Source organism: Streptomyces sp. IBSBF 2435 (assembly GCF_036815005.1).
GTDB lineage: Bacteria > Actinomycetota > Actinomycetes > Streptomycetales > Streptomycetaceae > Actinacidiphila.
Genome location: NZ_JAJSYW010000084.1, coordinates 1 through 26046 on the forward strand (window position 1 = coordinate 1; position 26046 = coordinate 26046).

Below are 26046 nucleotides of genomic sequence, written 5' to 3' on the forward strand. Positions count from 1 at the left end.
CCCCCCCCCCCCCCCCCGCCCCCCCCCCCCCCCCCCCCCCCCCCCCCCCCCGCCCTTCCTCGACGGGCCAGTACCCCCACGAGGGCCGCCCCGCCGCGGCAGCGCGGGACGTTCGGCGAACGGCGTGAAACACCGCCGTCATGCCGCGGAGCTACGATCCGCAGCACTGCCCACCGTCTGGCGTCCTAAGGAGCTTCGCGATAGCGCTACGGATATGGCTCAGCAGCGCGGGCGTCGCTTCGACGCAGGTGATGCGGATGCTGCGCGACAACCCGGACGCCGTCGGCGTCCACATATACGGGTCGAACGTGGACCGGGACGCGCCGGCGCTGGCCGCGTGCGAGGTGGCCGAGGTCGAACCGCGTTACGTCGGGGACGACGAATACGCCGCCTTCGCCCTGGACTTCTGCCGCAGGCACCGCATCGACGTGCTCCTACCGCCCAGGCGGCTGGCGGCACTCGCCGGCCGGAGTGACGAATTCGCCGCGGGCGGAACGCGGTTGATGTGCTCGCCGCCCGCCGCGATAGAGGTGCTGACCAGCAAGACCCGTACGTACGAGGCCGCGCGGGCGGCCGGCGTGCCGGTGCCGCCGTGGCGTTCGGTGCGGGACGCGGCGGAATTCCGCGCGGCGGTCGCGGAGTTGTCGGCGGACGGCGAGCGGGTGTGCTTCAAACCCGCGGGCGAGTATTCGGCGTTCGGCTTCCGCATCCTGGACGACGGGCCGCTGCGGATCAGGGACCTGCTGGTGCCGCCGGTGCCGCTGGCGTCGGTGGGCGCGGTGGCGGACGCGCTGGCGCGGGCCGCGGACGAGGGCGAGGCGGTGCCGGAATTCCTCGTGATGCCCTATCTGGAGGGGCCCGAGGTGAGCGTCGACTGCCTGTCGGCCCCCGGCGGGCGGCCGTTGGCCGCGATAGCGCGGTCCAAGGAGGGCCGCTACCGGCTGCTGCTGGACGACCCCGGGATGACCGCGATCGCCCGCCGGCTGGTCCAGCACTTCGGGCTCGCGTATCTGTCCAACGTGCAACTGCGGCACCGCGCCGGCCGGCCGGTGCTGCTCGAAGCCAACCCGCGGGCTTCCGCGGGCATCTTCCAGACCGCCTTCACCGGTGTGAACCTCCCCTGGGCCGCGGTCCGCCTGCTGCTGCGCGGCGACACCGGCGTACTGGCCGAGCCGCGGCTCGGCGCCCGTATCGCGGTCACCGAGTCGGCCACCCAGGTCGACGCGCCGCCCCCCGCCCTCACCGGGCTCGACGGCGGCCTGGCCGCGCACCGCCCGACCGCCGTCCCCGCCGCGCCCTTCCTCGGGGAGGCGCCGGCGACGGCCACGGGATGACGGCGGCGCACCACGTGACGGATGTCAGGCTCTGACGCGGTCCGCGCTGATCAGGGCGTCGAGCAGGCCGGGGAAGACGGCGTCGACCTCGGCCCGCCGCAGGGTGTTCATCCGGGACGTGCCCACGTAGTGCTGCCGGATCAGCCCGGCCTCGCGCAGGACCCGGAAGTGGTGCGTGGCCGTGGACCTGCTCACCGGCAGGTCGAAGGCGCCGCACGTGATGTCGGCGGTGGCGTCGGCCAGCTGCGTGACGATGCCGCGCCGCACCGGGTCGACGAGCGCGTCCGGCACCTGTTGCAGCGTGACCGCCCGTACTTCCGCCCGGTCGTGTCCCGCACCTTCGGCCCGGACGCGGTCGTCGAGCCGCACCGCTACCTGGAGTCCGGCGAGCAGATCGGCAAGATCGTACTGACTGTCCCGCGCTGACGCGCGGGGCCGCGCGCCCATGTCGCGGTCCCGCGCGTCAACGCGTCACCGGCGCCGGCCTCCAGGCGGCGCCGTCGTCGACGCGGCCCGGGCCGCCCTCCAGCCGGGCCGGGACGGGCCGTGAGGCCCGCCCCGACCGGCCGTGCCGGGACGGCGTCCGCTCAGCCGAGTGCGACCTGCGCCGAGGCGGCCAGGCCGCCCGCGGCCACCGTGAGGGTGACCCGGCCGCGGCTAAGGTCCAGCGGCGGTCCGGCAGACCGCCCTGCCCGACCACGTACGGGTCGGGCCGCGGCGGCTCGGCGAGGTCCGGCCGCTGCCCGACTTGGCCGGTGAGGCCGTCGAAGTCCAGCTGCCCGGCGTTCTTGTTGGTCTGCGCGGTCTCCGCGATGTCGAGCCGCGCCAGTGTGACCGGGTCGGAGAAGCCGGCCGGGAGGTCGCCGACGACCCGGCGCCAGCCTGTCCAGTCGACAGGGGCTGGCGAAGGTGAACGGCACATTGGTGGTGCCCTGCGAGGAGAGCATCGCGCGCAGCCAGTGGTTGCGGCCGTCGCCGTTGACCCACAGCGCGAGCTTCCTGGTGCCCGCGGGCAGCGTGATCGGCCCGGGGCCCGCCACCGCGTACGCGGCCGAGGTGCTGGTCTGCCCGGTGAAGTCGTAGCCGAGCCGCAGCGCGTGGTTGTCCGCGGCGGCGCCCGGCCGGTCGGCGGCGGCGACCACCGCGACCGACGCCGTACCCCGGGCGGCCAGCGCCGTCCAGGCCTCGCCCGGCTCGAAGTCGGCCAGCGGCACATCGACCAGGCCCGCCGACACCGGCAGCCGCGCGGTCACGCCCTGGACCGTCGCGGTGAGGGTCGCCGATGTGCCGCCCGCGCCTGCGGCGCCGGTGACGGCGAAGCCGCCGTCCGGGCCGGCCGCCACGGTGATCACGGCACGGTCGTAGTCGAGCGCCGCGTCACGCGGCGCCACCGGGGCGCCGAAGCCGTCCGCGTCGTAACCGGCGAGCCCGACCGCCACCGTGGCGCCCGGCTCGATGGTGACCGTCCGCTCGGTGAAGGCCAACCGGTCCAGATCCCCGAGCACCCGCAGTCCGTGCTCACCGCCGCCCGCACCCGCGTGCGCCCGCAGCACCCCGGCGCCGGGCCGCCCGGCGCGGAAGACCCCGCCGCTGACCTTGCCGAGCGAACCGGGCTCCGCAGTCCATCCGACCTGGTGGCCGCCGGTCGCCGCCGGGCCCCAGGCCTCGTCGTAGCCGGCCACGGCGACGTCCACGGTGAGGCCCGGGATCACCCGGTCGGCCCGCGGGCGTACGTCGAGCCCGCGCAGCTGCCCGGAGCCCCGGCGGCCGAAGAGCCCGACGCCGTTGGGCACCGGCCGTTCGGCGCCGTCCGAGGGCGTGTTGACGACGCCGGCCCCGGTGTCGCCGGGGCGTCGGGCGACGATCTCGGTCGAGCCGCCGCCGTCCAGCACGAACGCCTCGTACGCGCCGAGCCGCGCCATCAGCTTCGCCATGTCGTCGAAGCCGAGTCCCGCGGAGAAGTTCGCCGACCCGTCCACCGCCACCAAAAGCAGCCGGTGCCCGCCGGCCGGCCGGCCGACGGCGGTGCGCGGCTTGGCCGCGTCATTGCCCGCATTCGGTGGGAAGTCCACCGCCGTACCGCCCCTGACCAGGACCGAGCCGCTGCCGATGCCGGACGACGCCAGGCCTTCCGGCCGGCCCTGGAGTGGACCTCCGGGTGAACTCCTGTCGCCACCCGGCCCTTTTCACCCCAACAGCACCGGATGTGACGGCCGGTCGGAGCACGGCGCGCGATCACCGGTCCCGCCGGCGGCGGTCACCGGATGATCTCCCGGTCGATGACGGCGTCCGCCGCGCGGGACGCCGCGTCCTCGGCCGGGGGCAGCGCCAGCCGCTCACCCCGGCACTCCGCCACATGGACCGCGTCCCGCAGCGCCTCCGTCAACCACGTGACTATGCGGCGGAGTTCGGTTTCCCGCAGATCGCCCTCCTCCAGCGCCTTGTCCACGTGGTCGAGCAGGTCCAGCCCCATCGCGAGCTGTACGGACTCGAAGTTGTCCGCCAGCCGCGTCATGTACGTGTGGTCCACACCGTCCGTGCGCAGGTAGCAGGGTCTTCCGCCCTCGCCGGTCCAGGGAAGAAGCCGCAGGACGATCGGCCCTTTCGCCCCCGGCCCGGGAACAGGGGCGGTGCCGTCCGGCCCAGGACAGGCGGCTTCTTCGTTGCTCATGCGCGGCTCCAGTGTCGTCGCTCTGCGTGCTGCATCGGTCACACTCACAGAGTGACGGTGCGACGTCGCCGCGTGCGATGTCATTACCGGTGTCACAAGGACGCCTTACGAGGCGTCATTTCGGTGTCAATGGCGCCGCCTGGCGGGCTAGCGTGATGCCATGACGACACCTAACAGCGCCTTACGAGCGACCCGGATGGGCCTGCTCATGTCCCAGGACGACTTCGCCCGGGCCCTGCGGGAAGCGGGGCGGCGCGCGGGGGAGCCCAACGACGCCTCCAAGCGCCTCGTGCAGCGCTGGGAGGCGGGGACGTCCGTCTCCCCCCGGCCCGCCTACGCGCGCGCCCTGGAAACCGTCACCGGCCTGCCCATAGAGACGCTGGGCTTCATCCCCGCCGTGCCCCAGGCACGCGTCTCGGACGACGGCAGAGGCGGTCTCGATCTCGGCGACTCGTCGACCGGCATAGGAACGACCCGCGGCACGCCGACCGCCCAACCGGTGCCGCGCGGCAATTACTCCGGCGTGTGGCTCTCGCGCTACGAGTACGTCTCCTCCAGCCGCGGCCGGCAGGTCTTCACCGGCCTGCACTACGTGGTGATCCTCCAGCACGCGGGCAGGCTGACCATACGCAGTCTGCCCGGCTCCTCGGACTCGCCGCTGACCATGGACCTGACCGTCGACGGGAACGTCGTCACGGGCACCTGGGTGGAGCAGACGGCCGAGGACGGCCACTACCGGGGCGCCCGCTACCACGGCGCCATCCAGCTGCTCGCCGAGCCGACCGGGCGCCGCCTGACCGGGAAATGGGTCGGCTTCGGCACCGAGATGGACGTCAACACCGGCCCGTGGGACTTGATATTCCAGGACGCCTCCACCAACAAGGCCACCCTGGACGCGTACAACCACCGCCCGTAGCGCCGGACGGTCCGGCCGGCGGCCGGACCGTCCGTTCGCGGCTGGTTCTCCGGCGGGAATTTCCGCGGGCCCCGAAAATCCCCGGGCGCATTGCCCGGGGTTTTTCCGTCCTGCGGTCAGCGCAGCATCTCCGCCGTGCCCGTTTCGAGCTCGATGGCCACCCGCAGCGGCAGCGACCTGCGGTTCCAGGCGTCACCGGCGGGAGCCCGGAAGGTGAAGACCAGCGCCGGCCGCGAACCCGCGACACCGGCTTCGCCGTACCGAGCCAGGATCGGCGTGATCGCCGACCTGGTGCCCGGCGCCCCGCACGACGGCTGGTGATGCCCGCGGGGGCCGGGTCGGGACGGTCTAGGAGACGTCGATGCCGTAGTCGCGGATCAGCGCCTCAAGGCCGCCCTCGTAGCCCTTGCCGCCCATGACGAAGTCCCAGTCGCCGCCCGCGCGGCGGCGGAAGGAGCCGAGGACGAGGGCGGTCTCGCCGGCGCGGCCGTCCGAGACCTCCAGGCGGCCGAGTTCGGCCGCCGAGGCGTCCAGCAGGCGGATGCCGGCCCGGGTGAAGCCGGCCAGGTCGGCGTCCGGATTGACGGTGGGGTCGATCGCGGTGGCCAGGACGAGGCGGTCGGCGTGACCCGGGAGCGCGTCGAAGGCCACCCGCAGCGCCGCCTTGTCGGGGGCGCTGGGCGGGACCGCGGCGACGGCGCCGTCCGGGGTGCGGGGGTTGTTGTAGAAGACGAAGTGGTCGTCGCTGAGCACCGTGCCGCCCTGGCAGACCAGCGCGCAGACATCGAGGGCGACCTCGCCCGACCAGGAAACGCCCAGCACGTTGTGGTCGGGAGCGGGCTCCGGCGCGGGGGCGGGTGGCGGGTTCGCGGAGCCGAGCCGGCCGCGCAGGCCGTGGTGGTGCAGCAGCTCGACCAGCTGCTCGCCGGAGACCAGTTCCAGCGGCTTGCCGTGCGCGAAGGTGTGGGAGCTGGGCCCGAAGCGCGATGTGGTGACCAGGACGCCCTTGTTGGCGCCCGCGTGCTGGACGGTGCCGTAGAGGTCGCGCACCGCGGTCGGCGGCACGGTGTGGCGGTAGCGCTTGACCTGCACGATGATCGTGCCGCCGCGTATGGGGGCCGGGTCGAAGGCGTCCACGTCGACGCCGCCGTCGTTGGAGCGCTGGGTGGTCACCGCCTGCATGCCCATGGCCCGGAACAGCTCGGCGACCAGCGCCTCGAAGGCGATCGGGTCCATGGCGTGCAGGTCGGGCTCCTCGTCCCCGAGCGGGACCGGGCCCGCGGTCGGCGCGCCGCCCACGTCGTCGGGGAGCCGGCCGGGCCGTACGGCGGTGAGCAGTTCGGGGCGGGCGGAGAGCCGGCCGTGGAAGCCGTCGACCAGGCAGTCCACCGCGCTGAGCCGCTCCAGGTCCAGCGCGGCGAAGGCACCGCGGGTCGTCGTCACGGCGGCCAGGAAGATCTGCGCCTCCCGGCCGGTCGCGGGGTCGTGGTCGTCCACGAAGCCGTTCAGCTCGACCGACTCCAGCGCGCCGGATTCGTCGGCCGCGAACAGCTCGCGCAGCGCCAGCAGCACGCACTGGGCGAGCAGGTCGCGGTAGAGCGCCCGGCGCTGGGTGGCCGGGCGGGCGGTCTCCTTGTACCGGTCGGCGGTCGGCATGTAGCGCACCGACTTCGTCTCAGGGACGACCTCGTACCTCGGCAGCTCCCAGTTCAGCACCAGTTGGCGGGCGCCCGGGTCGTACGCGGCGGACGCCTGGCGCGGCAGTCCCTCGGGCCAGGCCGTGGAGGCGTAGAGGGCGGCCGAGAAATACTCCACCACCGCGTCCTGGTCCCCGGTGCGCAGGCCGGCCACCAGGTGCGCGACCCCGGCATTGTGCCGCCGGACGTCCGCCAGCTCGCCGGCCGCCCAGCGGTCGTACTGCTGCCGGTAGCCGGCCAGTCGGCGCTGCCGCTCGGCCTCGGCCGACTGCGCGGCGGCCAGGTCCCGGGCGTAACGCGTCTGCGCATCCTGCTGCGCCCTGCGGTTCGCGCGGCCCCAGCCGCCCTCGGCCTGGTAGCGACGCGGGTCGGGCATCGCCACCGGCCGGGCGAGCGGTCCCGGGTCGAACGGCTGGAGCCGTTCGGAGCGGCCGAGCGCGGCCGTACCGAACGCCGGTGCCCGGCTCCCGGCGGCCAGCAGCCCGCTCAGCGCCTCGACCCTGGCGTCCAGCTCCTCGGTACGCCGCTGGGCGTCCGCCTCCTGGTGCCGGCGGTACGCGGCCTGCCGCTCGCGGTCCTGGCGCGCCATGTCCCGCTCGTACGCCCGCTGCTGGCGCTCCTGCTCCCGCTGCTGCTGGGCGCGCGCCCGGAGCTGGGCCTCCTGCTGCCGCTGCTGCTGCCGCTGCATCTCGGCCCAGACGCCGATCGGACCGCTGTTGGAGCGACGAGTCATGCGGTGTTTGCCCTCCCCCGGGGGACGTGCCGTCCCGGAACCACGCGCCGGGCGACCGGCAGCACACCAGTCCGACTCTACGGCGAAGTCGCAGCCCCGCCCATCCACTTGGCACACCCCGGGCAGCCCGCGGGGGGGGGGGGGGGGGGGGGGGCCCCCCCCCCCCCCCCCCCCCGGGAACCCGGCGGTCATCCCGCCGTGAGCACCATCCGGAAGCGGGCGGCGCCGGCGAGCATCCGCCGGTACGCCTGGTCCGCCTCGGCCAGCGGCACCACCTCGGTGACGGGGCGGATGCCGTGCAGCACGCTGAAATTCATCGTGTCCTCGACGTCCTGCGACGTGCCGGACGGGTGGCCGCGCACGACCTTGCCCTGGAGCAGCAGTTGCAGCGGGCTGATGCCCATCGGCTCCCCGGCCGCGCCGATGGCCACCAGCTCGCCGCGCCGGGCGAGCCCGTCCACGGTGGAGGTGATGGCGGCGGAGCTGCCGACGGTGGCCAGGACGACGTCGGCGCCGCCCAGCGCCTGGAGGGCGTCGGCGACCGGGGTGCCGCCTGTGCTGTCGATGTAGTGGTGCGCGCCGAGCTGCTTGGCGAAGTCGGCCTTGTCGGCGCCGCGGGCGACGGCCACCGTCTCGAAGCCCATCGCGGCCGCGTACTGCACCCCGAGGTGGCCGAGGCCGCCGATGCCCAGCACCGCGACCAGGTCGCCCGGGACCGCCTTGCTGCGCCGCAGCCCGTTGTAGGTGGTCACGCCCGCGCAGCCCAGCGGTCCCGCGTCCGCCGCCGACAGCGCGTCGGGGATCCGGGCCAGCGCGTCCCCGGGGGCGATCACCGACTCGGCGAAGCCGCCGTCGTAGGCCCAGCCGGGGACCTTCAGGTTCTCGCACACGATGAAGTCGCCCTGCCGGCAGGGTTTGCAGTGGCCGCAGCTGCCGCCGAACCAGCCCACCCCCACCCGGTCGCCGACCTGGAAGCCGCGCTCGGCCACTCCCTCGCCCAGCGCGTCGAGGCGTCCGGCGATCTCGTGCCCGGCGACCAGCGGGAAGCTGAGGCCGGGGAAGGCGCCCTCGATGAAGCCGGAGTCGCTGTGGCAGACCCCGCATGCTTCGACGGTGATCCGTGCGTGGCCGGGACCCGGCTCGCGCAGCTCGCGCTCGGCGATCTCCAGGGACCCGCCGGCGGTGGCCACCTCTGCAACGCGGTAGATGGACATCTGGACCTCCCCAATGCCGCTAGGAACGGTCTTCTGCACCATCAGAACACGCCTTGTCCGTCCATGCGCGGCGGCGGGCGGTGCGCAGCTGGGCGAGTGGTACGGCACGGCTCTTGACCGACACGGGTCCCGTCCTGCGAGAATCCGTGTGGCATTGGTGGATTCTGTTCGGTGCTGATCAATTGTGATGCACGCGTGCGCCGTCGACGCCCCGTCGCGTATGCCCTCAACGAGGAGTGGTCGCAGTGTCGGTCAAACGTAGAACCATCCTGGTCACCGGAGCCGCGGGAGCGGCGGTGCCGTCCCTGCCCGGCCCCGCCCGCGCGTCGTCCGGTTCGCCCGCCCACGGCGGCGGGGTCCCCGGCCCCGCACACACTTCCACATCCGGGCGAACCATCGACCTCGGTGACGGGTGGCGCTTCGCGCTCGTCAACCCGGCGGGCATCACCGACCCGACCGGTGCCTACGCCGACGCGGCGGCCCCCGGCTACGACGACTCCCGGTGGCGGACGGTGGCGATCCCGCACGACTGGAGCATCGAGCAGACGCCCACCACCGACTCGGGCACCTCGGGGGGCACCGGCTTCCTGCCCGGCGGCCTGGGCTGGTACCGCACCTCGTTCACGCTGCCGCGCTCGACGTCGGGCCGCCGGGTGTCGATCGAGTTCGACGGCGTCTACATGGACTCGGTCGTCTACTGCAACGGCACGCAGGTCGGCAACCACCCCTACGGCTACACCGGCTTCGCCTTCGACCTCACCGACCTCCTGCACACCGACGGCCGCACCCGCAATGTGATCGCCGTGCAGGTGCGCAACCAGCTGCCCAGCAGCCGCTGGTATTCGGGCAGCGGGATCTACCGCAACGCCCGGCTTGTCGTCACCGACCCCGTGCACCTGGCCCGTTGGGGCACATATGTGACCACGCCCGGCCTCGCCGACACCATCCGCGGCGGGCGCGCCACCGTACGGGCCGAGATCAGCGCCGTCGACGAGACCGGCGCAGGCCGCAAGGCCACTGTCGTCGCCACCGTCCGCGACCCCGACGGGCGCCAGGTGGCCAAGGCGAGCGCACCGCTCCATCTGCCCGCCACCGGACAGGGGACGGTGACGCTGGACATCCCCGTGACCCGGCCCAGGCTCTGGTCCCAGGACTCGCCGCACCTCTACGAGCTGGACGCCGAGGTGCTGGTCGACGGCAGGACCGTGGACAGCTTCCCCACCACCTTCGGCTTCCGCTACGTCGCCATCGACCCCGACCGGGGGCTGACGGTCAACGGCGAGTACGCCAAACTCCAGGGCGTCGACCTCCACCACGACCAGGGCGCCCTGGGCTCGGCGGTCAACCCCGACGCGCTGCTGCGGCAGATGACCATCATGAAGTCCATGGGCGTCAACGCCTTCAGAACCTCGCACAACCCGCCGTCGCCCGAAATGATCCGGGTCTGCGAGCAGTTGGGCATCGTGATGATGGTCGAGGCCTTCGACTGCTGGCACACCGGCAAGACCACGTACGACTACCACCGCTTCTTCGACGCCAACAGCGCCGCCGACATCGCCGAGATGGTCGTCGCGGCCCGCAACTCGCCCGCCGTCATCATGTGGTCGATCGGCAACGAGATCCCCGACTCCACCAGCACCGCGGGCCTGGACATGGCCCAGGGCCTCATCGACACCGTCCGCGCCCACGACCCGAGCCGGCCTGTCGTCATCGGCTCCGACAAATACCGCGGCCTGCCCGCGGCCGGGTCCGCGGCGGACCTGATGCTTGCCAAGCTCGACGGCCTCGGCCTGAACTACAACACCGCCGCGTCCGTGGACGCGCTGCACGCCCGCTACCCGCACCTGTTCCTCTTCGAATCCGAATCGTCCTCGGAGACCTCCACGCGCGGCGCCTACCAGGAGCCGGAGCACCTCAACACCGGCGAGAACTACACCCCGGGCAAGCGCGACGCCTCCAGTTTCGACAACAACCTCGCCTCCTGGACGATCAGCGGCGAGTACGGCCTGAAGAAGGACCGCGACCGGCGCTTCTTCGCCGGCCAGTTCCTGTGGTCCGGCACGGACTACATCGGCGAGCCCACGCCCTACAGCGTCTTCCCGGTCAAGACGTCCTTCTTCGGCGCGGTCGACACGGCCGGCTTCCCCAAGGACATGTACCACCTCTTCCGCAGCCAGTGGACGACGGAACCCATGGTCCACCTCGTCCCCATGGACTGGACCGACCACAAGCCCGGCGAGATCGTGGAGGTCTGGGCGTACTCCAATGTCGACACCGTCGAGCTGTTCCTGGGCGGCCGGTCCCTGGGTGTGCGCCGCTTCGACACCAAGAGGACCACCGACGGGCGGACGTACCTGGAGACCACCGAGGCCACCGGCGACGACCGCACGGTCACCGGCGGTCCCTACCCGGGCAGTTACACCAGCCCCAACGGCAGCGCGGGCAAGCTGCACCTCACCTGGCGGGTGCCCTTCGCGCCCGGCGAGCTGAAGGCCGTCGCCAAGCGGGGCGGGCGGACCGTCGCCACGGATGTGCTGCGCACCGCAGGCGAACCGCACACCGTGCGCCTGCTGCCCGACCGCGACACGCTGCCCGCCGACGGGCGTTCACTGGTCTACGTCACCGCCGAGGTGATCGACGCGCGCGGCACCGTCGTGCCCGGCGCCGACCACCTGATCACCTTCAAGGTCGACGGCGGCTCTCTGGCCGGCGTCGACAACGGCCGCCAGGAGAGCGCCGAGCGCTACCAGGCCAGCACCCGTACCGCCTTCCACGGCAAGGCGCTGGCCATCGTCCGCGCCGGCACCTCCGCCGGCCGCCTCACCGTGACCGCCACCGCGGCCGGCCTGCACAAGTCCACCGCCCAGGTACGGACGACCCGCGCGTCCGACCCCGCGACCACCCCGCCCGCGCGGCTCGTCCCCGGCCACGCGCCGGCCGCCCCCGTCTACCCGCTGGCCGACGCCAGCTACTCCGGGGCGCTCACCACGCTCCCGGCCGCCATGCTCGACGGCAACCCGGCGACCGGCTGGTCCAACGGCTTCCGCAAGACCGCCACCGCCCTGCTGCCCGCCTTCAGCGGCGCACGTCCCGCCGACTGGGTCTCCCTCGCGTGGGGGGCGTCCCGCGCCGTCGAGTCCGTCGCCGTCTCCTTCACCGTCGACGCCACCCACTCCCTGCCCGCCACCGTCACCGTCTCCTACTGGGACGGCGACCGCTTCGTCCCCGCCCGCAACCAGGCGGTCACCTGGGCGACCGCGTCCGACGCGCCCACCGTGATCACCTTCACCCGGCTGCACACCGCGCAGCTCCGCCTCGACCTGACCAGCGCGTACCCCGGCGCCGACAACGGCGCCCAGCGCATCACCACCCTGACGGTCGGCCCCGCCTAGCCCGGCCGTCTGTGACGCCCCTGTGACGGGAAGTGTGGCCTCCGTCACAGGGGAAACGGCCCCCGTTCTGGTGGGGTGGTCCGATGCGCACCCTTCCCGCCATCTCCGCCGTGCTGGCCGGCGCCCTGCTGCTCACGGCCTGCGGAACGGAAGCCTCCGGCTCGCGGCCCGGCGGGAACACCGCTCCCGGCGCTTGCGGCGCCGGTGCTCCCGGCGGCAGCGCGGACCTGGCGACCGAGGGTGTCGAGATCACCGCACCCGCCGGGGGCCTGCTCGGCTGCGGCCCGGCCACGGCCTCCGACACCTTCCCGCTCCGCTTCCAGGTCGCCAACCACGAGGCCGAAGCGCTCACGTACACGATCAGGTTCGAGCTGGTGTCCGCCTCGGGGGCGGCGCTGACATACCCGAAGGCGATCGTGGCGGGTGTCGGTCCTGGCAGAACCGTACGGAGCAGCACGACGCTGGGGGACCCGATGTCGCGCGAGCGCGGCGGCGTCCGGGTGCGGATCGACCAGGTCAGAAGCGTGCCGGCCGACGAGGCGCCCGTCGTGTCAGGGCCGTGCCCGCCCTCCGGTGTGCGCGTCACCGCCGACCAGGGCGACGCCGCCATGGGCCTGCGCGTGGTGGGCCTGCACCTGGAGAACTGCTCGGACCACGCCTACCGCGTCAACGGCTTCCCACAGGTCCAACTCCTCGACCAGCGGCACGAACCCGTCACCGGTGTCACCGTCCTGCACGGCAGCGGCGGCATCTCCACCAGCGCCGGCTTCGACGTCCCGCCGCGCCCGCTGACCCTCCGGCCCGGCGAGAGCGCGACGTCCGGCCTGATGTGGCGCAACACCGTCCAGAGCGGCTCCTCGGTGGACGTCCCGTACGTCAGGGTGACCGCGAAGGGCGGCGCCCAGCCGGTGATGATCACGCCGGAACTCGACCTCGGCACCACGGGGAAACTGGCCGTCGGCCCGTGGCAGAAGAGCAAGCCGTCGCCGTGACCCCGTCCGTCCCACAGCCCAGCCGGTGCGGCGCCCCCTCCCGCTCCCGGGGGGGCGCCGCGGCGCCCGCCCGGGCGGGGCTCGGCGTGCTCCGAACTCCCGGAAGCGTTACGAAAGTTTCGGCGATCCCAGTCCATGGTTCGTCTCAGAAAGGCAGTGCTCCGGTGAACTGATCCCTGTTGAGCGCCAGGGCGTGGCCCATGAGCTGCTCAATTGCCGTCCTCGCGGCGATCGGATGGAACGCAGCTTTCGTGATTCCTGCCGAAAGTGTTGACAGTCGGTGAGGCCAGATCAAAACTGACGCCGTCACCTCCCGGCCCCCGCAGCACCGCCGGGCCGTGGCGCGCCGCCTCGCTCCCCCCAGACTTCACGAGGAGGACCCACCCCCCATGCGCACTCCACGAAAACTGTCGGCACGCACCCTCGTCACGGGACTCGCCGTCGCGGCGATGGCCGTCGCGACCACGCTGACCTTCACCGTCAACGCCCCCACTTCGCACGCGGCCACCTGCAACGGCTACGTCGGACTCACCTTCGACGACGGCCCCTCCAACGACCACACACCCGCCCTGCTCAACACGCTCAAGCAGAACGGGCTGCGGGCCACGGTCTTCAACGAGGGCCAGTACGCGGCCTCGTACCCGGCGCAGGTCCAGGCCGAGGTCAACGCCGGGATGTGGGTGGGCAACCACAGCTACACCCACCCGCACCTGATCCAGGAGAGCCAGGCGCAGATCGACTCGGAGGTGTCCAGGACCCAGCAGGCCATCTCCAGCGCGGGCGGCGGCACCCCGAAGCTCTTCCGGCCGCCGTACGGCGAGACCAACGCCACGCTGCAAGGGGTCGAGGCCAAGTACGGCCTGACGCAGGTGATCTGGGACATCGACTCGCAGGACTGGAACGGCGCGAGCGTCGACGCGATCGTCGCGGCCAACGCCCAGCTCCAGAACGGCCAGATCATCCTGATGCACGAGTGGCCCGCCAACACGCTCACCGCGATCCCGCGCATCGCCCAGGGCCTGGCGAGCCGCGGCCTGTGCGCCGGCATGATCTCTCCGCAGACCGGCCGCGCGGTGGCCCCCGACGGCGGTGGAACCAGCGGCGGCGCGACGGTCGGCGGCGGCACCGGTGGCACCACGGGCGGTGGCGGCGGCGGGAGTTGCACCGCGACCGTGACCGCGGGTACGCAGTGGAGCGACCGCTACAACCTGAACGTCGCGGTCTCCGGCTCCAGCACCTGGACCGTGACGGTCAACGTGCCGTCCCCCGAGAAGGTCATGTCGACCTGGAACATCACCGCCAATTACCCCACCGCCCAGCAGTTGGTCGCCAAGCCCAACGGCAGCGGCAACAACTGGGGCCTGACGGTCCAGAAGAACGGCTCCACGACCTGGCCGTCCTTCTCCTGCACCGCGAGCTAGCGACTCCGCACGGCCGGCGCGGCGGCCCCGGGCTGCCGCGCCGTGAAAGCGGTCAGCCGGCGAGGAGTTGCAGGGTGTCGATGACGCGGTTCGAGAAGCCCCACTCGTTGTCGTACCAGGCCACGACCTTGACGTGCCGCCCGTCGACGCGGGTCAGCGCCGAGTCGAAGACCGCCGAGGCGGGGTTGCCCGTGATGTCGGACGACACGAGCGGGTCCTCGGAGTATTCGAGGATGCCGGCGAGCGGGCCCCCAGCGGCGGCGCGGTAGGCGGCGAGCACGTCATCGCGCGTCACGTCGCGGGCGACGGTCGTGTTCAGCTCGACGATCGAGCCGACCGGGATCGGCACCCGGATGGAGTCGCCGGACAGCTTGCCGTCGAGGTTCGGCAGCACCAGGCCGATCGCCTTGGCGGCGCCCGTCGTGGTCGGCACGATGTTGACGCCGGCGGCGCGGGCGCGGCGGGGGTCGCGGTGCGGACCGTCCTGGAGGTTCTGCTCCTGCGTGTACGCGTGCACGGTCGTCATGAAGCCGTGCTCGATGCCGGCGAGGTCGTCCAGGACCGCGGCCAGCGGCGCGAGCGCGTTCGTCGTGCAGGAGGCGTTCGAGACGATCGTGTGCGCGGCCGGGTCGTAGGCTCCGGTGTTGACCCCGAAAGCGAGCGTGGCGTCCGCACCGTCCGAGGGCGCGCTGACCAGCACCTTCTTCGCACCAGCTGTGAGGTGGGCGCGGGCGGCGGCAGCCGAGGTGAAGCGGCCGGTCGACTCCAGCGCGATGTCGACGCCGAGTTCCGCCCACGGCAGCTGAGCGGGCTCGCGCTCGGCGAGGACCTTGATGCGGCGGCCGTCCACGACGAGGGTGTCCCCGTCGACGCTCACCGGGCGGCCGAGCCGGCCGGCCGTCGTGTCGTAGGCGAGCAGCCGCGCGAGCGTGGCCGGCTCGGTGAGGTCGTTGACGGCGACGACCTCCAGGTCGCTGTCGCGCTCCAGCAGCACGCGCAGCACATTGCGTCCGATGCGGCCGAATCCGTTGATGGCGATACGAGTCATGAGTGTGTCCTTTCGGTTTCGCCACCCAGGTTCGCTCGCGGCGGCCGCCGGTGGCGGCGGCGTGAGCGCCATGGTTCGAAAGGATCGCGCCACAGCCCCGGGCGCTACTCGCCCCTGGTGAAGGTGCGCCGGTACTCGCTCGGGGTGGTGCCGAGGATGTGCTGGAAGTGCAGCCGCAGATTCGCGCCGGTGCCGAGGCCGACGTCGGCGGCGATCCGCTCGACGCTGCGCCCGGAGCGCTCCAGCAGCTCACGGGCCACATCGATACGGGCCCGCATGACCCACTGCATCGGCGTGTACCCGGTGTCCTCGGCGAAGCGCCGCGAGAACGTGCGCGGCGACACCGCCGCGTGCCGGGCGAGCACCTCCAGGGTGAGCGGCTCGCCGAGCCGGTGCAGCGCCCATTCGCGGGTGGCGGCGAAGCGCTCGCCGAGCGGTTCCGGCACGCTGCGCGGCACGTACTGGGCCTGGCCGCCGCTGCGGTAGGGCGCCGCGACCAGCCGCCGGGCCGCGTGGTTCGACGCGGCCATCCCGAGGTCGCCGCGCAGGATGTGCAGGCACAGGTCGATGCCGGAGGCGGCGCCCGCCGAGGTCAGGACGCTGCCCTCGTCGACGAACAGCACGTTCTCGTCCACCCGGACGAGCGGGTGCTTGGCGGCGAGCCTGCGCGTGTAGTGCCAGTGGGTGGTGGCGCGCTTGCCGTCGAGCAGTCCTGTGGCGGCGAGCGCGAAGGCGCCGGTCGAGATGGCGGCGAGCCGCGCGCCCCGGTCGAGGGCGGCGACCAGCGCGTCGAGCACGGGCCGCGGCGGGTCCTCGCGGTCCGGGAAACGGTAGCCGGGGATGAAGACGATGTCGGCCCACGCGAGCGCGTCGAGCCCGTGGGCGACGTGGTAGGACAGCCCGTCGCCGCCGGCCACCAGCCCGGGCGCGGCCCCGCACACCCGCACCTCGTACGGCATGCTCGCGCGGGTCGTGAAGACCTGCGCCGGAATGCCGACGTCGAGCGGCTTCGCGCCTTCGAGTACGAGTACGGCGACGCGATGCAGGCGGGAGGCGGGCACGGGACCAGCGTAAACGCCCCCGTACGGCCCGCGCGGTCGGCGCCCGGCCGGCCGGCTGCGGTGCCGGCACCGCGGAAGCCGCCCGCCGGACACCCCGGGGGCGTCAGCTCACCGCCGGGCCGCGGCGGCAGAGCAGGGACTGGAGGACGACGAGGGCGCCGACCACGAGGACGGTCACGCCGATCACCCGCGGTGCGGCATCGGTGGCCGACGACCCCGCCGATGCCGGTCATCGACGCCCAGGCCGCGATAGTCGCGCCCTTGCGCTGCGCGGGCACGGCGTGCAGCAGGACGGCGAGCGTGTAGGGCAGGACGGCCGCGGCGCCGACCCCCGTGACCACCCGGCCGGCGAGCAGCAGGGCCGTGCCGGGTGCCGCCGCCGACACCGCCGCGCCCACCGCGCAGAGCGCCAGGCCGGCCAGCAGGACGCCCTTGCGCCCGAACCGGTCGCCCGCCGGGCATCACCAGGCAGGCGAAGACGACGACGTAGGTGTCGACGATCCAGACCAGCGCCGACGCGGACGGGTGCAGTGCGCTCGCGGCGAGCATCGGCACGGCGAGATTGATCGCCGCGACCATCCCGACGACGAGGACGACGCAGGCGCACATGAGCGCCAGCAGGCCGCGCTGCGGGTCGGGGCCGACCCGGCGCAGCGCCGGCTGCGCGAGACGGTCCGCGGCGCGCTCGGCTGACCGTCCCGCGCGTGTCAACGGGGCGAACCGTCCGCGCCAAGTCGGCGCCAAGTCGTCCAACAGTGCGCGCCAAGGCCGGCAGCCAATGCTCGGGTGCACAGAGCATCAGGAAGCGGACACGAACAGTGACATCGAATGGACTTTCGGTGATCTTGCTTCACCCGAATTTGGAGGACGCATGTCCGGCACATCTGGGCTGGAAGATCTCTACTCGGTCATCGAGGAAGCAGCTCGGCGGCTGGACGTGGTCAGCTCGCGTGACACGGTCTGGCCCGTCCTGACGGCGTACGAGGACCTGATCCCGCATTCCGCCATCGCTTTCCGGGTGGAGACCAGCGCGCGTCGCGGCGACGACTTCAGCTGCCGCTTCACGATGATCCCGAAGGAGGCCGACCCGTACGGCATCGCCGTGTCGAACGGCCTCACCCCGCGGACGGACCACCCCGTCGCCTCGCTGAGCGCGGACATCGCCGGCCGGTGCCCCATTGACAACTACGGCGTCGACTTCGGGGTCATCGGCGGCTTCACGAAGACCTTCCAGTTCTTCCCGCCGGACGACCTGCAGTCGCTGGCGACGGTGGCCGACATCCCGTCCCTGCCGACCAGCGTCGCCGGGAACGCCGAGTTCTTCCGCCGCCACGGTGTGTACGGCCAGCTGGCTCTGACCGGGATGGACTACGAGAACAAAACGGTCAACCTCTACTTCAAGACGCCCGACGGATATCTGTCGGAGCCGAAGAACATCGCGGCGATCCTCCGTGACATCAACATGCCCGAGCCGAGCGAGCAGCTGGTGAAGCTCGCCCAGGAGGCGGGCGGCTTCTACGTCACCACGAAGTGGGATTCGCCGGACATCCAGCGGATCTGCTTCAGCGCCATGACGCTGGACCCGTTCGGCCTGACCGGCGGCCGTCTTGAGCCCAAGATCGAGCAGCTCGCCAAGAACGCCCCGTCCGTCGACGAAGGCGTGCCGCGCAGGTTCATCTGCTACGTCGCCTCCGCGCCGAGCGGCGAGTATTACAAGCTCCTGTCGTTCTACCGTGCCCAGCCCGATGTCGTGCGGCTGTGGCGCGAGTACGAGGACAACTGAGCCGACTTCGCCAACGGAGCCGACGGGCGTCTGAGCGGCTGATTCGGCCCGAACGTGGGGGGGGGGGGGGGGGGGGGGGGGGGGGGGGGGGGGGGGGGGGGGGGGGGGGGGGGGGGNTTGTGCTTTTATTTTTTTATAGGAGACGGCTGGGGGGGGGGCGGGGCCCCCCCCGGCCCCCCCGCCCACGCGTGTTCAGGTGGTTCTCGCGCAGGGGCGCCGAGGGCCACGCGCCCCTGGCCGGCCTCAGTGCAGGGTGAACTTCTGGGCCGCGGTGCCGTTGCAGTCCCAGATCTGCAGCCGGGTGCCGTTGGCGGTGGCGCCGCTGGGCGAGTCGAGGCAGCGGCCGGACTGGGGGTTGAACAGCGACCCGTCGGAGCGCTGGTTGAACACCTGGCCGCCGACGCCGTTGCAGTCCCACAGTTCGACCTTGGCGCCGTTGGCGGTGCCGTTGCCGACGATGTCCAGGCAGCGGCCGATGGTGCTCAGCGAACCGTTGGTGTGGTGGGCCCAGAACTGGTCCTCGGCGTAGGACTGGCAGTTCCACAGCTGGACGGCAGCTCCGTTGACCCCGGTGTCGTCCGCCGCGACGTCGACGCACTGGTTGCCGGGCCCGGTGATCTGCCCCTGGGCGCCGTTGGGCACGTTGGTCTCGCCGGAGTAGCCGACCGAGACGACGTTGGCCTGGACCGCGTTCTCGGCGGCGTCGGTCGGATAGCCGGCGACCATGACGCCCTCGAAGAACGTGCCCATGTTCCAGTTGCTGTTGTCGCCGCCGGTGCCCAGGATGATGCCGCCCTCCTGGTGCATCGGCGTGTAGCCGCCCCTGGTCGGCAGTGCTCCGTTCCACCAGGTGGTCAGCGCGCCGGACTGCGAATTGCCGCCCTTGAGGGCGTACGTCGTCTGGCCGTTGTTCTTGAGCACGGCCGTGACGAAGGCGCTCTTGTTGCCGGCGTTCGCGGTGTTGGAGCCGTTGTTCCCCTGGAACATGCCGTTCTCCATGTCGGCCTCGATCCAGGGGCCGGTGCCGTTGCAGGGGGCGAAGTAGCAGGTGGTGGCGATGCTGACGGCGTCCATGTGGCCGTTGCCGGTGTCGGCGGGGGTGGACTCGGCGTTGCCGTAGTCGAAGCAGCACGCGGAGCCGACGTGGGTGCCGCTGGCCACCATGTAGGCGCCCTCGGGCTGCCCGTTGACGGCGGTGCCGGAGGCGGCGCCGTGCGAGCGGTAGCCGACGCCCGGCGAGACCCAGATGCCGTAGACCTTGTGGCCGCCGGCCGTGACCGACAGCTCGGCGGCGTCCGCGCCCCGGTCCGCGCCCATGCCGGCGGTGCCGGCCGGCCCCGGGAAGAGGTCGTTGTGGCGGGACGTCTGGTCGTAGACCTTGGTGATACGACAGGTGGTGTCCGCGCAGAAGCTGTCCTGCTGCGCGGCGTTCGCGTAACCGCCGGCGCTCAGCAGGCCGATGTCGGTGGTCCCGCCGTCCGAGGCGCGGGTGACCTGGTAGAGCGGGCCGTTGTACGCGGAGAACAGGGCGCGCGTCGTGCTGTGCGCGGCCACGCACGAGGTGCCGGCCCCGGCGTAGATGTCGCAGGGCAGGGTGCCGGCGGCCTGCGCCGAGCCGGGCAGGCTCAGGAAGGCGCCGAGCAGCAGCCCGAGGGTCGCGACGGCGGAGAGCAGGGCCCGGCGGTAGCGCCGGAGCGGGGAGGGGGGAAGAGCCGGTCCTGCCGCGGGGCCGTGGGGGGCGCGCGCGGCGGCGGATCTCGATCTGCGCATGTGTGCTCCTGGATGGGGGGAGGGAGCGAACTCGCCGCTGGCGCAGCACGGTTGAGCACTGCGCGACGGCTGCGACGGAAGTTACGCGCGCTGGTCGATTGCGTCAATATTTGTTGCTTTTATTTTTACTGTCTCCTCAGGGATGTCTAGATCTGTTGTTTTCGGCGGAGTTCCGGCCACCGCCGGGTTTCCGGCGTGGAAAACGCGTGGGCCCGCGCCGCCCGGTCGGAGAACGCCGGGTGGCGCGGGCCTGCTCACTGCGGGCGGATCGCGCCCGGTGCGTCACGCGTGCACGTGGTCCGTGCGGGTCAGTGCATCCACAGCAGGTACAGGTTGTTCGTGCCGTACTCGCAGATGTAGGCCGGGCCGTGTGCGGGTGCGTCGACGTGCGCCTGGGCGACACAGCTGTCGTACGTCGGGAAGTACCCCATGAACATCCATCCGCTGCCGGGCGGCGGGGACGCCTGCGCCGCCGTGGTGGCGACGCCGAGACCGAGGATCGCGGCGGCGGCGACAGTGGCCGCGCGGGCCATGACCTTCTTGCGCATGTGGATCACAACTCCTTTCCGTGGCAGGCCGAAGCGCCTGCCGGGTGGCCAGGGGGTGTGGTGCAGGGGTGCGCGCGCAGCAGCAAGCTTGCCCGGGTGCGCCCGGCGCTTCAATAGGTCCAGACCAATTGGTGGCCCTGGGGCGAGTGGGATCACCCGTGGCCAGTGCGCTACGGAGGGGAACGCCGTGCGCCCCCTGCCGGACCGCAACAGGGGCTGTGCTGCGAGGAGGCGTCCCAGACCCCGGCGCCATTCATCCGCCGGACGGCTGCCCGTCGCCGCGGACCGAATCGACCGGTCGCCGTGCAACGCGCTTCCCCGGGGGCCGGCTCCATGACTCGTCCGCGGAGGCGTGGTTCCCGGACAGGCCGACCTCGCTTCTGTAGCCCCCGGCCGATCAGCGGCATGAGCATCAGCTGCTCGTGGTCCCGGAGCGGCTCCGCGACGGTCCGGCGGGGCTTTGGCCCGCCCGGGTGACGCGCCCGGCGCAAACCCGGCCGCCCGGCGCGCCGCTTCCGCCGCCGCGCCGCCCGGGGTGCTTTCGTCGGGGTGCCGGGCATACGACGACTCGACAGGCATCGCGCCGTAAGGAGAGATCGTGGTGGCAGCACGTGCCGACGAGGACCGCGCGGCGATGCCCGCGGACCTTCTCAAGGGACAGAAAGCCGTGGTGACCGGGGCCAACTCGGGTATCGGCATGGCGACCGCGGTCGCCCTCGGCCGGGCCGGGGCGGATGTCGTGGTCAACTACGTGGCCGGCCCGGACGACGCCGGCGAGGTCGTGGAGCGGATCAGGGGCTTCGGGGTCCGCGCCTACGCCCACGAGGCCGACGTCTCCGACGAGGACCAGGTCGTCGAGATGGTCGCCCGGGCGGTCCGGGAGCTGGGCACCGTCGACATCATGGTCTCCAACGCCGGCCTTCAGTGCGACTCCCCCCTCACCGGGATGACGCTCGCCCAGTGGCAGAAGGTCATCGACGTCAACCTCACCGGGCAGTTCCTGTGCGCGCGCGAGGCCGCCAAGGAATTCATGCGGCGCGGCGTCGTCCCCGAGGTCTCCCGGGCGGCCGGGAAGATCATCTGCATGAGTTCGGTCCACCAGATCATCCCGTGGGCGGGCCACGTCAACTACGCCTCATCCAAGGGCGGTGTGGGCATGCTGATGCAGACCCTCGCCCAGGAACTGGCCCCGCACCGCATCCGGGTGAACGCGGTCGCCCCCGGCGCGATCCGCACCCCCATCAACACGTCCGCCTGGAACACCCCGCAGGCCGAGGCGGAACTGCTCAAACTGATCCCGTACGGCCGGGTCGGCGACCCGGACGACATCGCCAACGCCGTCGTCGCCGTGGCCTCCGACCTCCTCGACTACGTCGTCGGCACCACGCTCTACGTCGACGGCGGGATGACGCTCTTCCCCGGCTTCGCCACGGGAGGCTGAGCGCCGATGGAGGAGCGTGCCGCGCCCCGCCGGGTGGTGATCGTCGGCGGCGGATTCGCCGGCTCTTCGCCGCCCGCGCCATGCGGCGCTCACCGGTCGTGAGCTGGTCGATCGTCTTCGCCTCCGGCTCGCGGCGGGAGCGGGCCTTCCCGGTGTCCGACGCCGGCGGGCCCCCTCGTCCGCGGCCCCGGCGAAGGCCTGAGCCGCACCGGGCCGGCGGTGCGCGCCGCGGGCTGTTGTTGAATGAACCATGGGCCGCGGCCGACCCCAGGCGCGCCGGCCCCGGTCGGTTTCAGGGCGGCACCGGCCGGTGCGGGCCGGTCTCAGGCCGGCCGTGGTCGGTGCTGGTCGGCCCTGGTCGGGACGCCGTCGGCACGAAAGTGGGCAGCAGCACATGAACGCGCAACCGGTGTCCTTGCGAAGCCTGATACCCGCGGTGTTCCTGCCCGTGCTGGTCTTCGAGACGGGCATGGGCGCGCTCGCGCCCGTACTGGCGCTCAGCGGGCGCGCGCTCGGGGCGGGCGTCGGCGGCGCGGGGCTGGTGCTCGCGCTGGTGGGGGTCGGGCAGATCCTCGGCGACGTGCCCGCCGGGGCGCTGGCGGCGCGGCTCGGCGACCGCAAGGCGATGCTCGTCGCGTCGGGCGTGACCGCGGTGACGCTGAGCGGGTGCGCGCTGGCCCGCAGCTTCTGGCAGCTGGCCCTGGCGGTCACCCTCACCGGGGCGTCCAACGCGGTCATCATCCTGGCCAGGCAGTCCTATCTCACCGAGGCCGTTCCCGCCCCGCTGCGGGCCCGGGCGATGTCGACACTCGGCGGCATGTCGCGGGTGGGCGCCTTCGTCGGGCCCTTCCTCGGCGCGGCGGTGCTGACCGGCCGCCCGGTGCGCGACATCTACTGGCTGGCACTGCTGTGCACGGCGGTGACCGTGCTGGTCCTGCTCACGGTGCCCGACGTGGTGGAACCCGCCGCCCGCGGCGGCAGGAAGCCCGTCCCCGTACGGGCGGTGCTGCGCGACCACCGGAAGGTCTTCCTCACCCTGGGCCTTGCCGTCATGCTGGTCGGCTCGGTCCGGGCGACCCGGCAGACCGTCCTGCCGCTGTGGGCCGAGCACCTGGGCCAGAGCCCGTCCTCCACCAGCGTCGTCTTCGGCATCGCCGGGCTGATCGACACGCTGACCTTCTACCCCTCGGGCCGGGTCATGGACCGCGCGGGCCGGCTGTGGATCGCGGTGCCCTCGATGCTGGTGCTGGGCGGCGCCCAGGCCGTCCTGCCGCTGACCCACACCCTCACCGAGCTGACCGTGGTCGCGATGCTCATCGGCTTCGGCAACGGGATCGGCAGCGGCATCCTGATGACGCTCGGCGCGGACGTCGCGCCGCCCGGCATCCGCTCGCAGTTCCTGGGCGTATGGCGGCTGTGCGCGGACTCCGGCAGCGCGGGCGGCCCCCTGGTGGTGTCGGCCGCCGCCTCGCTGGGCAGCCTCGCGGCCGGCATCTCGGTCATGGGCGCCGTGGGCGTCGCGGCGGCGGGCGCGCTGCTGCGCTGGGTCCCGAGATATTCCCCCTTCGCCACCACCGGCGCTGCCCGCATCCCCCTGCCCCGCCCCCCGACCGCGCCCGACAGGGACGCCCCTCGCCGATGAGGGGCCCGAGGCCGGGACGCGCCCCGGGGTGACCGGGGTGGTGGACAGCGCGGCGGGCGAGGGCGGCTGTGCATCGTTGTAGAGGGGCGGGGCGAACCGGCCAATGCGGGGCGGGGGTTGCCGCACCCCTTGTCAGTAGGGCGGGGCTCGCTTCTAATGTGGTCTGGACATGACAGTCCGGACGGGTATCACGGCAGATCCCCCTCCCCGTTTGCAACGTGGGAAGCCGCACGCGGTGGTTCGGGCTGCGGCGGGAACGGCCGGCGGGTACCACCCCTGGAGGGAGAACCCGGTGCGGAGAACCGCTTTATGGTGCGTCCTGCTCGCGCTCGTCGTGGCGATGACCGGGCGGACCGCCGCGTCGGCCGCCGCCGGGGCGCCCGCCGCCGCGACGGCCGTGTGCGCCGTCCGCTGCGACACCCTCGATCCGTCCCAGGCGGCCCAGGAGACCTTCCCCGTGCCGGCCGTGACCGTCAACGGACGGCTGCTCCAGCTGCATGTCGACGACGCCGACGGGATGGCCTGGGCCAGTATCGACAGCGCCGTGCTGAACGACTCCGTGTGGCTGGACCGGTCCTGGGACGGCGGCGCCACCTGGGACGGGCTGCTGGGCAAGGCCGCCGTGCCCGCCTCGTGGACCGGCACCCGCACCCTGATGTACAACCTCTACGACCCCGCCGGGCACCGCCGCGGGCTGCTGCGGGCCTGCGGCGACGCCCAGGGCGTGGCCTGCACCTCCTGGGCCAGGACCGGCGTGTGCGCGACCGCCTGTGACGGCGGCGGGACGGCGGCGGGGGACACCCAGCCGGTCGGGGCCGCCACCCTCAACGGCCGCACCATCGCGCTGCACACGGACAATTCCGGGATGGCCTGGGCGACGGTGGCCGCCGGGAAGGCGGGCGACGAGGTGTGGCTCGACCGCTCGTGGAACAGCGGCGCGAGCTGGCCCGACGGCTCCTCGCTCGGCCGGACCGGCGTGCCGTCGGGCGCGACCGGCACCCGCACCGCGAGGTTCAACACCTCCGACCCGCAGGGCAGGTTGTACGGCGGCGCCGTGCGCGCCTGCGGCCGGGCGGTGGAGGGCCAGAACGGCAGCTGCACGGCCTGGGCCCGGCCGGCCACCAGCCGCACCGCCGCCGCGGCCGACGCGCTGATGTACTCCTACGACCCGAACACCGCCTACTGGCCGTCGAGCTGGTGGAATTCCGCGGTGGCGCTCGCCACGGTCGTGGACTACATGCGCAAGACCGGCGACACCCGCTACGCCTGGATCGTCGACCGCACCTTCCAGGTGGACAAGGCCGCCTTCCCCGCCGGGGCCCGCAGCTCCGACCCCATCGACGGCGACTTCATCAGCCGCGCCACGGACGACGCCGAGTGGTGGGCACTGGCCTGGCTCGACGCCTACGACCTCACACACGACGCCAAGTACCTCAACGAGGCGGTGACCATCGGCGGTTACGTGAACGGCCTGTGGGACACCGGCTCGTGCGGCGGCGGTGTGTGGTGGGACCGGGAGCGTACGTACAAGAACGCGGTGACGAACGCCCTGTGGGTGCGGATCACCGCGGAGCTGCACAACCGGATCTCCGGCGACACCCTGTGGCTCGGCCGGGCGACCACGGCGTGGACCTGGTTCCAGCACAGCGGCCTGATCAACGCCTCCGGCCTGGTCAACGACGGCCTCACCGCCGGCTGCGCCAACAACGGCCAGACGGTGTGGAGCTACAACCAGGGCCTGTCCGTAGGCGCGGCCGTCGAGATCTGGCGGGCCACCGGCGACAGCGCGGCGCTCAGCACCGCGCGCCGCCTCACCGACGCGGCAGTCGGCTCGCCGTCCCTGGTCTCCGGCGGGGTGCTCACCGAGTCCTGCGACGCGGTCACCGCGAGCTGCGACGACAACGCGAAGCAGTTCAAGGGTGTCTTCATGCGCTACCTGGACGAGGTGAACACCGCCACCGGCGGCGCGTACGCGGCCTTCGCCCGCACCCAGGCCGACAGTGTGTGGAACACCGACCGCGACAGCCTCGTACGGCTCGGCGAGCGCTGGGCGGGCGCCGACCCGGCCGCCCACCCCAACGTCCGCGACTGGCGCACCGAGGCGTCCGCCCTCAGCGCGCTGCTGGCCGCCCCCTGACCGGCGCGGGCCGCCGCCCCGGTGCCGTGTACGGCGGCGCGGAGGCCGTCGCGAAACTGCTGCTGGGCGCGGGCGGGGTGTGGGCCGGCGCGGGCGCCCTGCTCCGGATGCCGCCCGTCCGCTGGATCACCCGCGGCGTCTACCGCCTGGTCGCCGACAACCGCCAGCGGATGCCCGGCGGCACATCCGCCTGCGCGCTGCCCCGGCACACCGCCCCGTACCGTAGACCCCCCTTCCCGCTTTTTG

At 73.0% G+C, this 26046-nt stretch carries 21 protein-coding genes and 2 pseudogenes; 13 read left to right on the forward strand and 10 right to left on the reverse strand.

All coding sequences use genetic code 11. The features are described 5' to 3' along the window. Positions 1-257: 257 nt before the first annotated feature. Positions 258-1334: an ATP-grasp domain-containing protein gene (locus tag V7E46_RS17965; protein ID WP_333769348.1), complete on the forward strand. Its 1077-nt coding sequence runs from the start codon at positions 258-260 to the stop codon at positions 1332-1334. A gap of 24 nt (positions 1335-1358) precedes the next feature. Here the strand turns inward: V7E46_RS17965 and V7E46_RS17970 are convergent, their stop codons facing one another. Next, the gene (locus tag V7E46_RS17970; protein ID WP_333769349.1) at positions 1359-1625 is read right to left on the reverse strand and encodes an ArsR/SmtB family transcription factor; all 267 of its coding nucleotides are present in this window, start codon (positions 1623-1625) and stop codon (positions 1359-1361) included. Positions 1626-1628: 3 nt separating this feature from the next. Here V7E46_RS17970 and V7E46_RS17975 point away from each other — a divergent pair, with 3 nt between their 5' ends. Continuing rightward, positions 1629-1760, forward strand: a complete 132-nt coding sequence (locus tag V7E46_RS17975) for a zinc-binding dehydrogenase (RefSeq protein ID WP_333769350.1) — start codon at positions 1629-1631, stop codon at positions 1758-1760. A 161-nt stretch (positions 1761-1921) separates the two neighbouring features. Here V7E46_RS17975 and V7E46_RS17980 read toward each other — a convergent pair whose 3' ends face one another. Further along, on the reverse strand, positions 1922-3460 hold the full coding sequence (locus V7E46_RS17980) for a phosphodiester glycosidase family protein (protein WP_333769380.1): 1539 nt from the start codon (positions 3458-3460) through the stop codon (positions 1922-1924). Positions 3461-3591: 131 nt separating this feature from the next. Further along, positions 3592-4005 carry a hypothetical protein gene (locus tag V7E46_RS17985; RefSeq protein WP_333769351.1) on the reverse strand — a complete coding sequence of 138 codons (414 nt, stop codon included), beginning with the start codon at positions 4003-4005 and terminating at the stop codon, positions 3592-3594. A gap of 160 nt (positions 4006-4165) precedes the next feature. Between V7E46_RS17985 and V7E46_RS17990 the strand changes: the two genes are divergently transcribed. Continuing rightward, complete coding sequence (locus V7E46_RS17990) at positions 4166-4921, forward strand: helix-turn-helix domain-containing protein (protein ID WP_333769352.1); 756 nt, start codon at positions 4166-4168, stop codon at positions 4919-4921. 135 nt (positions 4922-5056) lie between these two features. Further along, positions 5057-5242, forward strand: a complete 186-nt coding sequence (locus tag V7E46_RS17995) for a hypothetical protein (RefSeq protein WP_333769353.1) — start codon at positions 5057-5059, stop codon at positions 5240-5242. 27 nt (positions 5243-5269) lie between these two features. On the opposite strand, the gene V7E46_RS18000 is transcribed toward V7E46_RS17995, so the two are convergent. Together V7E46_RS18000 and V7E46_RS18005 are read right to left on the reverse strand one after the other, a co-directional pair. After that, complete coding sequence (locus tag V7E46_RS18000) at positions 5270-7351, reverse strand: restriction endonuclease (protein ID WP_333769354.1); 2082 nt, start codon at positions 7349-7351, stop codon at positions 5270-5272. Positions 7352-7539: 188 nt separating this feature from the next. Next, on the reverse strand, positions 7540-8565 hold the full coding sequence (locus V7E46_RS18005; RefSeq protein WP_333769355.1) for an alcohol dehydrogenase: 1026 nt from the start codon (positions 8563-8565) through the stop codon (positions 7540-7542). Positions 8566-8810: 245 nt separating this feature from the next. Between V7E46_RS18005 and V7E46_RS18010 the strand changes: the two genes are divergently transcribed. The 3 genes from V7E46_RS18010 to V7E46_RS18020 all read left to right on the forward strand — a co-directional run bounded on the left by V7E46_RS18010 (position 8811) and on the right by V7E46_RS18020 (position 14370). Further along, a complete protein-coding gene (locus V7E46_RS18010; protein ID WP_333769356.1) occupies positions 8811-11957 on the forward strand; it encodes a glycoside hydrolase family 2 TIM barrel-domain containing protein in 3147 nt (1048 codons plus the stop codon). An 83-nt stretch (positions 11958-12040) separates the two neighbouring features. Next, entirely contained in the window at positions 12041-12949 is a 909-nt protein-coding gene (locus V7E46_RS18015) for a DUF4232 domain-containing protein (RefSeq protein WP_333769357.1), read from the forward strand. Between the two features lie 389 nt (positions 12950-13338). Beyond that, on the forward strand, positions 13339-14370 hold the full coding sequence (locus tag V7E46_RS18020) for a polysaccharide deacetylase family protein (RefSeq protein WP_333769358.1): 1032 nt from the start codon (positions 13339-13341) through the stop codon (positions 14368-14370). A 52-nt stretch (positions 14371-14422) separates the two neighbouring features. Here V7E46_RS18020 and gap read toward each other — a convergent pair whose 3' ends face one another. The 3 genes and pseudogenes from gap to V7E46_RS18035 form a co-directional block, all read right to left on the reverse strand. After that, complete coding sequence (gene gap / locus V7E46_RS18025) at positions 14423-15418, reverse strand: type I glyceraldehyde-3-phosphate dehydrogenase (RefSeq protein ID WP_333769359.1); 996 nt, start codon at positions 15416-15418, stop codon at positions 14423-14425. Positions 15419-15522: 104 nt separating this feature from the next. After that, positions 15523-16479 (reverse strand): GlxA family transcriptional regulator, encoded by a 957-nt coding sequence (locus tag V7E46_RS18030; protein ID WP_333769360.1) that lies wholly within the window; start codon positions 16477-16479, stop codon positions 15523-15525. Positions 16480-16742: 263 nt separating this feature from the next. After that, positions 16743-16877, reverse strand: a pseudogene (locus V7E46_RS18035) (hypothetical protein); the annotation flags it as partial. On the opposite strand from V7E46_RS18035, the gene V7E46_RS18040 reads away from it, so the two are divergent. Further along, a complete protein-coding gene (locus V7E46_RS18040) occupies positions 16843-17172 on the forward strand; it encodes a hypothetical protein (RefSeq protein ID WP_333769361.1) in 330 nt (109 codons plus the stop codon). The pseudogene V7E46_RS18035 and the gene V7E46_RS18040 sit on opposite strands and share 35 nt — an antisense overlap. Positions 17173-17350: 178 nt before the next feature. Beyond that, positions 17351-18262, forward strand: a complete 912-nt coding sequence (locus V7E46_RS18045) for an aromatic prenyltransferase (RefSeq protein ID WP_333769362.1) — start codon at positions 17351-17353, stop codon at positions 18260-18262. Positions 18263-18505: 243 nt separating this feature from the next. Here the strand turns inward: V7E46_RS18045 and V7E46_RS18050 are convergent, their stop codons facing one another. Both V7E46_RS18050 and V7E46_RS18055 read right to left on the reverse strand, forming a co-directional pair. Then, on the reverse strand, positions 18506-20032 hold the full coding sequence (locus tag V7E46_RS18050; protein ID WP_333769363.1) for an arabinofuranosidase catalytic domain-containing protein: 1527 nt from the start codon (positions 20030-20032) through the stop codon (positions 18506-18508). A 308-nt stretch (positions 20033-20340) separates the two neighbouring features. Next, positions 20341-20580, reverse strand: a complete 240-nt coding sequence (locus tag V7E46_RS18055; protein WP_329176566.1) for a hypothetical protein — start codon at positions 20578-20580, stop codon at positions 20341-20343. 634 nt (positions 20581-21214) lie between these two features. Between V7E46_RS18055 and V7E46_RS18060 the strand changes: the two genes are divergently transcribed. The 4 genes and pseudogenes from V7E46_RS18060 to V7E46_RS33920 all read left to right on the forward strand — a co-directional run. Beyond that, positions 21215-22021 (forward strand): SDR family oxidoreductase, encoded by an 807-nt coding sequence (locus tag V7E46_RS18060; RefSeq protein WP_333769381.1) that lies wholly within the window; start codon positions 21215-21217, stop codon positions 22019-22021. Positions 22022-22415: 394 nt separating this feature from the next. Continuing rightward, on the forward strand, positions 22416-23663 hold the full coding sequence (locus tag V7E46_RS18065) for an MFS transporter (RefSeq protein ID WP_333769364.1): 1248 nt from the start codon (positions 22416-22418) through the stop codon (positions 23661-23663). Positions 23664-23955: 292 nt separating this feature from the next. After that, complete coding sequence (locus V7E46_RS18070; RefSeq protein ID WP_333769365.1) at positions 23956-25800, forward strand: glycoside hydrolase family 76 protein; 1845 nt, start codon at positions 23956-23958, stop codon at positions 25798-25800. After that, a pseudogene (locus tag V7E46_RS33920) lies at positions 25797-25919 on the forward strand (hypothetical protein); the annotation flags it as partial. The gene V7E46_RS18070 and the pseudogene V7E46_RS33920, both read left to right, overlap by 4 nt. Positions 25920-26046 lie beyond the last annotated feature (127 nt).